This is a genomic window from Kitasatospora sp. NPDC056184, from assembly GCF_042268405.1.
In the GTDB taxonomy this organism is placed as follows: domain Bacteria; phylum Actinomycetota; class Actinomycetes; order Streptomycetales; family Streptomycetaceae; genus Kitasatospora.
This window is the reverse complement of record NZ_JBHJUI010000024.1, coordinates 75,197-86,068: the sequence shown is the minus strand read 5'-3', so window position 1 is coordinate 86,068 and position 10,872 is coordinate 75,197. Positions and strand designations below refer to the sequence as shown.

9 protein-coding genes are annotated in these 10,872 nt (G+C 72.6%); 8 read left to right on the top strand and 1 reads right to left on the bottom strand.

The window, feature by feature from the left end:
* Window positions 1–206: 206 nt before the first annotated feature.
* The 8 genes from ruvC (at window position 207) to ACFC0B_RS33250 (ending at window position 9,536) form a co-directional block, all read left to right on the top strand.
* A complete protein-coding gene (gene ruvC, locus ACFC0B_RS33285) occupies window positions 207–758 on the top strand; it encodes a crossover junction endodeoxyribonuclease RuvC (RefSeq protein WP_376094556.1) in 552 nt (183 codons plus the stop codon).
* Window positions 755–1,366: a Holliday junction branch migration protein RuvA gene (ruvA, locus tag ACFC0B_RS33280; RefSeq protein ID WP_376094473.1), complete on the top strand. Its 612-nt coding sequence runs from the start codon at window positions 755–757 to the stop codon at window positions 1,364–1,366. Before ruvC ends, ruvA begins: the two co-directional genes overlap by 4 nt.
* A 52-nt stretch (window positions 1,367–1,418) precedes the next feature.
* Window positions 1,419–2,501, top strand: a complete 1,083-nt coding sequence (gene ruvB, locus ACFC0B_RS33275) for a Holliday junction branch migration DNA helicase RuvB (RefSeq protein ID WP_376094470.1) — start codon at window positions 1,419–1,421, stop codon at window positions 2,499–2,501.
* Window positions 2,502–2,773: 272 nt separating this feature from the next.
* Window positions 2,774–3,199, top strand: coding sequence for a preprotein translocase subunit YajC (gene yajC / locus ACFC0B_RS33270; protein ID WP_376094467.1), 426 nt, complete (start codon window positions 2,774–2,776; stop codon window positions 3,197–3,199).
* A gap of 144 nt (window positions 3,200–3,343) precedes the next feature.
* Window positions 3,344–5,203, top strand: coding sequence for a protein translocase subunit SecD (gene secD / locus ACFC0B_RS33265; RefSeq protein ID WP_376094464.1), 1,860 nt, complete (start codon window positions 3,344–3,346; stop codon window positions 5,201–5,203).
* A gap of 4 nt (window positions 5,204–5,207) precedes the next feature.
* A complete protein-coding gene (gene secF, locus ACFC0B_RS33260; RefSeq protein WP_376094461.1) occupies window positions 5,208–6,308 on the top strand; it encodes a protein translocase subunit SecF in 1,101 nt (366 codons plus the stop codon).
* Between the two features lie 26 nt (window positions 6,309–6,334).
* A complete protein-coding gene (locus ACFC0B_RS33255) occupies window positions 6,335–6,886 on the top strand; it encodes an adenine phosphoribosyltransferase (RefSeq protein ID WP_376094458.1) in 552 nt (183 codons plus the stop codon).
* A gap of 208 nt (window positions 6,887–7,094) precedes the next feature.
* On the top strand, window positions 7,095–9,536 hold the full coding sequence (locus ACFC0B_RS33250) for a RelA/SpoT family protein (RefSeq protein WP_376094455.1): 2,442 nt from the start codon (window positions 7,095–7,097) through the stop codon (window positions 9,534–9,536).
* A gap of 72 nt (window positions 9,537–9,608) precedes the next feature.
* On the opposite strand, the gene ACFC0B_RS33245 is transcribed toward ACFC0B_RS33250, so the two are convergent.
* Entirely contained in the window at window positions 9,609–10,838 is a 1,230-nt protein-coding gene (locus ACFC0B_RS33245) for a DUF349 domain-containing protein (RefSeq protein ID WP_376094452.1), read from the bottom strand.
* Window positions 10,839–10,872: the final 34 nt, after the last annotated feature.

Sequence of the window (10,872 nt, the reverse complement as noted above, 5' to 3'; positions counted from 1 at the left end):
GCCCCCGCCCGTCTGTACACACTCTACCCCAAAACTCACACCCCCGGGCGGGGGGGGGGGCCCGCCCCCCCGCGCCCCCCCCGCCCCCCCCCCCCCCCGGCCGCCCCCCCCCCCCCCCGGGCCGGTGTCGTTCGGGGCGCTGTCGGTGGCGGGGGGTAGCCTTCGTCCGCAGGTCGGTGGTGCGTAGCAGAGGAGGGGAAGCCGTGGTGCGGGTGCTGGGTGTCGACCCGGGGCTGACCAGGTGCGGGGTCGGCGTGGTCGAGGGCGCGCCGGGCCGGCCGCTGCGGATGGCCGGGGTCGGCGTGGTGCGCACCCCCGCCGAGGCGGAGATCGGGCAGCGGCTGCTGCTGGTCGAGCAGGGCCTGGAGGCCTGGCTGGACGAGCACCGGCCCGACCTGGTGGCCGTCGAGCGGGTCTTCGCCCAGCACAACGTCCGCACCGTGATGGGGACGGCGCAGGCCAGCGCGGTGGCGATGCTCTGCGCGACCCGGCGCGGCATACCGGTCACCCTGCACACCCCGAGCGAGGTCAAGGCCGCCGTCACCGGCTCCGGCCGGGCCGACAAGGCGCAGGTCACGGCGATGGTGCAGCGGCTGCTGCGGCTGGACGCACCGCCCAAGCCGGCCGACGCGGCCGACGCGCTGGCGCTGGCCATCTGCCACATCTGGCGCGGCGGCGCCACCAACCGCCTGGAGGCCGCGATCAAGGCGGCCGCCCGTCCCACCTCCCCGCACGGCCCGAGAGGAACCATCCGATGATCGCCTTCGTGCAAGGACCCGTGGCGGCGCTGTCCGGCGGCGTCGCGGTGGTCGAGGTCGGCGGGGTCGGCATGGCCGTGCAGTGCACGCCGAACACGCTGGCCGGCCTGCGGCTGGGGGAGCCGGCCCGGCTGGCGACCTCGCTGGTGGTCCGGGAGGACTCGCTGACCCTGTTCGGCTTCGCGGACGACGACGAGCGGGGCGTCTTCGAGATCCTCCAGGCCGCGCCCGGCGTCGGCCCGAAGCTGGCGCAGGCCATCCTCGGTGTGCACAGCCCCGACGCGCTGCGCGTCGCGATCGCCAACGGCGACGAGAAGGCGCTGGTGGCGGTGCCCGGCATCGGGAAGGCCAAGGCCGCCAAGCTGCTGCTGGAGTACAAGGACAAGCTGGGCGCCCCGCACGGCGGCGTCCCGGCGCAGAAGCCGGTCGCCACCGGGCCGGCGCCGTGGAGCGAGCAACTGCACTCCGCGCTGGTCGGCCTCGGCTACGCGCCCCGCGAGGCGGACGACGCGGTCGCCGCCGTCACGCCGGAGGCGGAGGCGCAGCCGGTCCCGGACGTCGGCGCGCTGCTGCGCCTGGCGCTGCGCGGACTCAACCGTTCTCGCTGAAGCCATCTGACGACCTGTCCTTTTGTCGACACCGATGTGGGAGCCGCCTCCGATGAGCCCGTACGACTCCGAGCCCGCCGACCGGCTGGTGACCGCCGCCGCCGACGGCGAGGACCAGGCCGTCGAGGCGGCGCTGCGCCCCCGGCTGCTGGACGAGTTCATCGGCCAGGAGCGGGTGCGCGAGCAGCTGTCGCTGGTGCTCCAGGCGGCCCGCCAGCGCGGCGCCGCCCCCGACCACGTGCTGCTCAGCGGCCCGCCCGGGCTCGGCAAGACCACGCTGTCGATGATCATCGCGGCCGAGCTGGGCGCCCCGATCCGGATCACCTCCGGCCCGGCGATCCAGCACGCGGGCGACCTCGCGGCGATCCTCTCCTCGCTCAGCGAGGGCGAGGTGCTGTTCCTCGACGAGATCCACCGGATGTCCCGGCCCGCCGAGGAGATGCTCTACATGGCGATGGAGGACTTCCGGGTCGACGTGATCGTCGGCAAGGGGCCCGGCGCGACCGCCATCCCGCTGGAGCTGCCGCCGTTCACCCTGGTCGGCGCGACCACCCGGGCCGGCCTGCTGCCGCCGCCGCTGCGCGACCGGTTCGGCTTCACCGGGCACATGGAGTTCTACGCGCCCGCCGAGCTGCAGCGGGTGGTGCACCGCTCGGCCGCGCTGCTGGACGTGGAGATCGACCCGGCCGGCGCCGCCGAGATCGCCGGCCGCTCCCGGGGCACGCCGCGCATCGCCAACCGGCTGCTGCGCCGGGTGCGCGACTACGCGCAGGTGCGGCACGACGGCGTGGTCACCGTCGCGATCGCGGGCCAGGCGCTGGACGTCTACGAGGTGGACGCGCGTGGTCTGGACCGCTTGGACCGGGCGGTGCTGGACGCGCTGCTGCGGCTGTTCGGCGGCGGCCCGGTCGGGCTGTCCACCCTGGCGGTCGCGGTCGGGGAGGAGGCCGAGACGGTCGAGGAGGTCGCCGAGCCGTTCCTGGTCCGCGAGGGTCTGCTGGCCCGCACCCCGCGCGGGCGGATCGCCACCGCCGCGGCCTGGCAGCACCTGGGACTCACCCCGCCGGCGCAGCCCGGACGCGGTGCGGTGCCCGCCCAGGCGGAGCTTTTCGCCCAGGACCGGGCCGAGGACTGACGGCGCGCCCCGGGTCTGAGCCGAACGGGTGACGGCGGAGCGTGTGCTGACCATGCGCGCCCGCCGTGCGGGGCACCGGGAGAAGGCGGGGGCGAAGTCCGGGGAAACTGTGCAGGCGGAGGGTCGCCACTTTCGGTGGCAGGATGCGATGCTTGGCGTTGTCCGATCAGTTCGGGGTCGCCTAGACTCCGCCGGACCGCCCCTCTCACCCGACGGGACGACCAATACCACACAGGCCGCCGGCCGGCGGCCCGTAAAGGACCCTGGCTGCAGTGAACCTCATCATCCTTCTCCTCCCGATCCTCGCGATCGTGCTCATGTTCCGGTCGCAGAAGAAGCGCCAGCAGCAGATGCAGCGGATGCAGACGTCGCTGGAGCCGGGGGCGGGCGTGCGGACCATCGGTGGCCTGTACGCGCAGGTGAAGGCGGTCAACGACGAGACCGTCGAGCTGGAGATCGCGCCGGGCGTGGTCACCCACTTCACCAAGAGCGCGATCGCCGCGATCCTGGACCGCGACGAGTACGACGCGATCATCCACGGTCGTCCGGCCGAGGACGAGGGGGTCGACGCCTCGGACGAGGACGTCGAGGTCGAGGCCGCGCCGGCCGACGCGAAGCCGCTGTCGTTCAGCAAGGACGACGCCGACAAGGGCGACGCGAAGGCCGAGGCCGAGGGCGGGGCTCCCGCGAGCAAGTAGTACGGTCGGGCACCCGCCCGGCCGCGCGGCGTTCTGCCGCGAGCCCACAGGACTCAGGGCCGCAGTTCCGCCACGCCCCGCCCAGCCTCGTGCCGGGCGGGGGTAGGTGGGGGGAAGTGGCATGGACAGGGAGAAACGAGCAAGGTGGCAACACCCAAGTCGCGCCCGCGCGACGGTTACCCAGGGCGGGCGCTGGCCCTCATCCTGGTCGTCACCGTCGGACTGGTCGCCCTCATGTTCGGGACGGGCAACACCAAGCCCCGGCTCGGTATCGACCTCGCCGGCGGTACCAGCATCACGCTGAGCGCGAAGTCGACCGACCCCAAGGCGATCAACAAGTCCAACATGGACATCGCCACCGGGATCATCGAGCAGCGCGTCAACGGCATGGGCGTCTCCGAGGCGGAGGTCCAGACCCAGGGCGACCGCAACATCATCGTGAACATCCCCAAGGGCGGTGACAAGCAGAGCGCGGCCGACCAGGTCGGTACCACCGCGAAGCTGTTCTTCCGCCCGGTCCTCGCCCTGGCCCCGAGCGGCATCCAGGTCCCGGCCCCGACCGCGTCCCCGTCGGCGGGCGCGAGCGGCACCCCGAGCGCCCCGGCCGCCACCGGCACCCCGAGCGCGAGCGGAACCCCGGCTGCCACCGGCACGCCGAGCGCGACCGGCACCGCCGCCGCGACCGGCACCCCGAGCGCGAGCGCCACCAAGCAGGGCCGCCCGGCCGGGGAGGCCCTCGCGGCCGACACCCCGACGGCGCCCGCCGCCACCACCGGTGCCACCGCCTCCGGCGCCCCCTCGGCGCCCGCCGCCACCGGCGCCCCGAGCGCCGCCGCGACCGACCCGGCCGCCACGCCGGACCTCTCCGGGGCGATGACCTCGGGCACCGTCCCGCCGGAGCTGGCCGCCCAGTTCGCCGCGCTGGACTGCTCCAAGCCGGACCAGCGGAAGAACCTCCAGGGCGCCGACAACGCTCCGGCGGTCGCCTGCACCCAGAAGGACGAGAGCGGCGTCTACTACAAGCTCGCCCTCGGCCCGGTCGCGGTGCAGGGCAAGAACGTCTCCAAGGCGCAGGCCACCATCGACACCCAGCAGGGTGGCGGCTGGCAGGTCCAGCTCCAGTTCGACGGCACCGGCACCGACGCCTTCACCGCCGTCACCGGCCAGCTCGCCGCCCAGCCCGACCCGACCAACCAGTTCGCCATCGTGCTGGACGGCCAGGTCGTCTCCCACCCGTACGTGCGCAGCGCCATCCCCGGCGGCTCGGCCGTGATCTCCGGCAACTTCAGCCAGACCGAGGCGCAGAACCTCGCGAACGTGCTGAGCTTCGGCGCGCTGCCGCTGGAGTTCCAGACCAGCGACGTCACCACCGTCTCCCCGCAGCTCGGCGGCGACCAGCTGAAGGCCGGCCTGGTCGCCGGTCTGATCGGCATGATCCTGGTGATCGCCTACTCGCTGGTCTACTACCGGGGCCTGGGCCTGGTCTCGATCGCCGGTCTGCTCGTCTCGGCGGCGCTGACCTACTCGATCATGAGCCTGCTCGGCGCGGGGATCGGCTTCGCGCTGAACCTGCCGGCGGTCTGCGGCGCCATCGTCGCCATCGGTATCACCGCCGACTCCTTCATCGTGTACTTCGAGCGCATCCGCGACGAGGTCCGCGAGGGGGCCCTGCTGCGCCCGGCCGTCCAGCGGGCCTGGCCGCGCGCCCGGCGCACCATCCTGGTGTCGGACTTCGTGTCCTTCCTCTGTGCCGCCGTGCTCTACCTGGTCTCGGTCGGCAAGGTCCAGGGCTTCGCGTTCACGCTGGGCCTGACCACGGCACTCGACGTCGTCGTCATCTTCCTCTTCACCAAGCCGCTGATCACGCTGCTGGCCCGCCGGAAGTTCTTCTCCGACGGCCACCCGTGGTCCGGCCTGGACCCGAAGCGGCTGGGCGCCCGCCCGCCGCTGCGCAGCACCCGCCGTCGCACCCCGTCGTCCTCCGCCGCCGTGAAGGGGGCCTGACACCGTGTCGCGCTTCTCCAATCTGGGCCACAAGCTCTACCAGGGCGAAGTCAGCTTCGACTTCGTCGGCCGGCGCAAGCTCTGGTACAGCATCTCCGCGGTGATCGTCCTGATCGCCGGGATCGGCCTGGCGATGGGCCTGCACCTGGGCATCGAGTTCAAGGGCGGCTCGGTCTACACCGTGACCAAGCCGGGGCTGACGGTCTCGCAGACCCAGGACGCGGTCGACAAGATCGTCTCCTCGCACCCGCTGGTGCAGTCCACCGACAACGGCAAGATCCGCATCCAGATCTCCTCGGAGGACAAGACCACCTCCGCGGAGGTCACCGGGAAGCTGGCGCAGGAGCTCGGCGTTCCGGTCGGCGAGATCGAGGCCCAGGTGATCGGCCCCAGCTGGGGTGAACAGATCTCCAACAAGGCACTCACCGGCCTGATCATCTTCATGATCCTGGTGACGATCTACCTGGCGATCGCCTTCGAGTGGCGGATGGCGGTGGCCGCCCTGGTCGCCCTCATCCACGACCTCCTGATCACCATCGGCGTCTACGCCCTGGTGGGCTTCGAGGTCACCCCGGGGACCGTGATCGGCTTCCTGACCATCCTCGGCTACTCCCTCTACGACACGGTCGTCGTCTTCGACACCGTGAAGGAGAACGCCAAGGGGATCACCAAGCAGAACAAGATCACCTACAGCGAGGCGGCCAACGCGGGCCTCAACCAGACCCTGGTCCGCTCGCTCAACACCACCGTGGTGGCCCTGCTCCCGGTGGCGGCGCTGCTGTTCATCGGTGGCGGTCTGCTCGGTGCCGGAACCCTGAACGACATCTCGCTGGCGCTGTTCATCGGTCTCGCCGCCGGTGCCTACTCGTCGATCTGCGTCGCCACCCCGCTGCTCGCGCAGCTGAAGGAGGAGGCGCCGGAGATGAAGGCCCTGGCCAAGCGGGTCGCCCAGCGCCGTGCCGCCGACGCCAAGGCCGCCGCGGCCAAGGAGGCCGGCGACGGCGAGGAGATCGCCGACGAGGACCTGCCGGCGGGCATGGTCGGCCAGCGCGGTGGCGCGGCCGGCACCACGCGCGCCAAGGGTCGTCCGTCCACCAAGCGCTGATCCCAGTCGACCGTTAGGACTCCTTCGTGACCACCGCCGACACGGCCCTGGCCGAGCTGCTCACCAGCCGGATCCGGGACGTCCAGGACTACCCGAAGCCGGGTGTGCTCTTCAAGGACATCGCGCCGCTGCTCGCCGACGCCGAGGCCTTCGCCGCGCTCACCCGGGCGCTGGCGGACCGGGCCACGGAGCTCGGGGCCACCAAGGTGGTCGGACTGGAGGCGCGCGGCTTCGTGCTGGCCGCCCCGGCGGCATTCGCGGCCGGGGTCGGCTTCGTGCCGATCCGCAAGCAGGGCAAGCTGCCCGGCGAGGTGTTCCGCCGCTCGTACGAGCTGGAGTACGGCTCGGCGACGCTGGAGGTGCAGTGCGACGCCTTCGCACCCGGTGAGCGGGTGCTGGTGGTGGACGACGTGCTCGCCACCGGCGGGACCATCGGTGCCTCGCTGGACCTGGTCAAGGAGGCCGGGGCGGAGCTGGCCGGCGTGGTCGTGCTGATGGAGCTGGGCTTCCTCGACGGACGCGGGCGGCTGGCCCCGCACCTGGGCGGCGCTCCGCTGGAGACGCTGGTCACGGTCTGAGTACGCACGGCCCGGGCGGGCGGCGGTCGGAATCCTCCGGCCGCCGCCCGCTGCCGTGTCGGGCGGATGTCCGGCGCGTGCGCGGGCCCGGCCGACCGAACGTCCCGGCGCCAGGCTCGGTACCATGAAGATTCATCCCCTCCCGGTTGCGCGGGCCGGCGCCCGAGCCGTGCGGCGCCCGCGAGGGGCAGGCCGAGCGCCCTGAGGAGTGTCCTTGCCCGACGAGGTTGTGCCCACGGCGGCTGCGGCCGCCCCCGAGAACCGGCCCGCGCCCTCGGGGGCCACCCCGGCACGTCCGGCGCCGACCCCGTCGCGCCCGTCCGCCCCGGCCGGCCGCGGCCCCTCCGCCGGCGGCGGCATGCGGGCCCGCCTCGCCCGCCTCGGCGGCCAGCGCTCCAGCGTGCTCAACCCCGTCCTGGAGCCGCTGTTCCGCTCGATCCGGGCGAACGACCCCAAGGCCGACCCGGCGCTGCTGCGCGACATCGAGAAGGCGTACGCGGTCGCCGAGAAGTGGCACCGCGGGCAGAAGCGCAAGAGCGGCGACCCGTACATCACCCACCCGCTGGCGGTCGCGACCATCCTGGCCGAGCTGGGCATGGACGCCCCGACGCTGATGGCCGGGCTGCTGCACGACACCGTCGAGGACACCGACTACGGCCTGGAGACCCTGCGCAAGGACTTCGGCGACTCGGTGGCCCTGCTGGTGGACGGCGTCACCAAGCTGGACCGGGTCAAGTTCGGAGAGGCCGCGCAGGCCGAGACGGTCCGCAAGATGGTCGTCGCGATGGCCAAGGACCCCCGGGTCCTGGTGATCAAGCTGGCCGACCGCCTGCACAACATGCGCACCATGCGCTACCTCAAGCGGGAGAAGCAGGAGAAGAAGGCCCGCGAGACGCTGGAGATCTACGCCCCGCTGGCGCACCGGCTGGGCATGAACACCATCAAGTGGGAGCTGGAGGACCTCGCCTTCGCGATCCTCTACCCCAAGATGTACGACGAGATCGTCCGGCTGGTCGCCGAGCGCGCCCCCAAGCGGGACGAGTACCTGGCGACCGTCATCGACCAGGTCCAGGGCGACCTGCGCGGCGCCCGGATCACCGCCTCCGTCACCGGCCGGCCGAAGCACTACTACTCGGTCTACCAGAAGATGATCGTCCGGGGCCGGGACTTCGCCGAGATCTACGACCTGGTGGGCATCCGGGTCCTGGTCGACACCGTCCGCGACTGCTACGCGGCGCTGGGCACCATCCACGCGCGGTGGAACCCGGTGCCGGGGCGGTTCAAGGACTACATCGCGATGCCCAAGTTCAACATGTACCAGTCGCTGCACACCACGGTGATCGGTCCCGGGGGCAAGCCGGTCGAGCTGCAGATCCGCACCTTCGACATGCACCGCCGCGCCGAGTACGGCATCGCCGCGCACTGGAAGTACAAGCAGCGCGCGGTGGCCGGCGCCTCCAAGGTGCGCACCGACACCCCGACCCAGACCCGCAAGGACGACAAGGCCGGCGCCGTCAACGAGATGGCCTGGCTGCGGCAGCTGCTGGACTGGCAGAAGGAGACCGCCGACCCCAGCGAGTTCCTGGAGTCGCTCCGCTTCGACCTGGCCAGCAACGAGGTCTTCGTCTTCACCCCGAAGGGCGACGTCATAGCCCTCCCGGCCGGGGCCACCCCGGTGGACTTCGCGTTCGCGGTGCACACCGAGGTCGGCTACCGCACCATCGGGGCCCGGGTGAACGGGCGGCTGGTGCCGCTGGAGTCGACCCTGGAGAACGGCGACACCGTCGAGGTGTTCACCTCCAAGGCGGAGAACGCCGGGCCGTCCCGCGACTGGCTGGGCTTCGTCAAGTCCCCCCGGGCCCGCAACAAGATCCGCGCCTGGTTCTCCAAGGAGCGCCGCGAGGAGGCGATCGAGCAGGGCAAGGAGGCCATCGCCCGCGCGATGCGCAAGCAGGGCCTGCCGATCCAGCGGATCCTCACCGGCGACTCGCTGGTCACCCTCGCCCACGAGATGCGCTACCCGGACATCTCCTCGCTCTACGCGGCGATCGGCGAGGGCCACGTCACCGCGCAGAACATCGTCCAGAAGCTGGTGCAGGCGCTGGGCGGCGAGGAGGGGGCCACCGAGGACCTCGCCGAGACGGCCACCCCGACCCACGACAACCGGCGCGCGGTGCGCCGCCGGGCCAAGGGCGACCCGGGCGTGATCGTCAAGGGCGTCGAGGACGTCTGGGTCAAGCTCTCGCGCTGCTGCACCCCGGTGCCGGGCGACGCCATCGTCGGCTTCATCACCCGCGGCAACGGCGTCTCGGTGCACCGCGCCGACTGCGTCAACGTCGAGGCGCTCAGCCAGCAGCCCGAGCGGATGATCGAGGTCGAGTGGGCGGCCACCCAGTCCTCGGTCTTCCTGGTGGCCATCCAGGTCGAGGCGCTGGACCGCTCCCGGCTGCTCTCCGACGTCACCCGGGTGCTGTCCGACCAGCACGTCAACATCCTGTCAGCGGCCGTGCAGACCTCCCGGGACCGGGTGGCGATGAGCCGCTTCACCTTCGAGATGGGCGACCCCAAGCACCTGGGCCACGTCCTCAAGGCGGTCCGCGGCGTCGAGGGCGTCTACGACGTCTACCGCGTCACCTCGGCCCGCAAGTAGCCGGCCCGCCCGCGCGAAGGGCCCCCGGGGAGCGATCCCCGGGGGCCCTTCGCACGGTGTCGGCGGCTCGGATCAGCCGCTGAACTCCTCCTGGCTGCGGTGCGCCTGCTCCAGCAGCTCCTGGACGCCGGCCAGCTCGGACTCCAGCTTGGCGGCCTTCGAGGCGTTGCCGGCCGCGCGGGCCTTGTCCAGGTCGGTGCGGAGCTTGTCCGCCTTGGCCTGGAACAGGCCGACCATGCCGGCGGCGCGGGCCTTGGCCTCCGGGTTGGAGCGCTTCCACTCGCTGTCCTCGGCCTCGCGGATGGCCCGCTCGACCGCGTTCAGCCGGCCGTCCAGCTTCGGACGGACCTCGCGCGGCACGTGGCCGATGGCCTCCCAGCGCTCGTTGACCTCGCGCAGCGCCGCCTTGGCCGCCTTGAGGTCGGTGATCGGCAGGATCGCCTCGGCCTCGGTCGCCAGCACCTCCTTGAGCTTCTGGTTGGCGACCTGCTCGGCGTCGCGCTCGCTGAACACCGCGGAGCGCGCCTGGAAGAAGACGTCCTGGGCGCCGCGGAACCGCGCCCACAGCTCGTCCTCGACGTCGCGCTGGGCGCGGCCGGCGGCCTTCCAGCGCGCCATCAGGTCGCGGTAGCTCGCCGCGGTGTCGCCCCACTCGGTCGAGGAGGAGAGCGCCTCGGCCTCGGCGACCAGCCGCTCCTTGGTGAGCCGGGCCTGCTCGCGCTCGGCGTCCAGCGCCGCGAAGTGCGACTTGCGGTGCTTGGAGAAGACCGAGCGGGCGTGCGAGAAGCGGTGCCACAGCTCGTCGTCGCTCTTGCGGTCCAGGCGGGGCAGGCCCTTCCAGGTGTCCACCAGGGCGCGCAGCCGGTCGCCGGCCTCCCGCCACTGGGTGGACTCGGCGAGCTTCTCGGCCTCGGCGACCAGCGCCTCCTTGGCGGTGCGGGTCTCGTCCTGGGCCTTGGCCCGGGCCGCCTTGCGCTCCTCGCGACGGCTCTCGATCTCGCCGGAGAGCACGTCCAGCCGCTGGGCCAGCGAGGCCAGGTCGCCCACCGCGTGCGCCTCGGTGACCTGCTCGCGCAGGTGCTCCAGCGCGGCCTGGGCGTCCTTGGCGGCCAGGTCGGTGGTGCGCACCCGCTTCTCCAGCAGGCCGATCTCCACCTCGATGCCCTGGTACTTGCGCTCGTAGTAGGCGAGCGCCTCCTCGGGCGAGCCGGCCTGCCAGGAACCCACGACGCGTTCGCCGTCGGCCGTCCTGACGTAGACCGTGCCCTGCTCGTCGACACGGCCCCACGGGTCGCTGCTCATAGCGCGTCCTCCACATGACGTCGCGCCCGCGCCG

Excerpts from the sequence above, each read along its gene's own strand:
- ruvA (WP_376094473.1), top strand. The coding sequence starts at position 755 with ATGATCGCCTTCGTGCAAGGACCCGTGGCGGCGCTGTCCGGCGGCGTC.
- ruvB (WP_376094470.1), top strand. The coding sequence starts at position 1,419 with ATGAGCCCGTACGACTCCGAGCCCGCCGACCGGCTGGTGACCGCCGCC.
- ACFC0B_RS33245 (WP_376094452.1), bottom strand. The coding sequence starts at position 10,838 with ATGAGCAGCGACCCGTGGGGCCGTGTCGACGAGCAGGGCACGGTCTAC.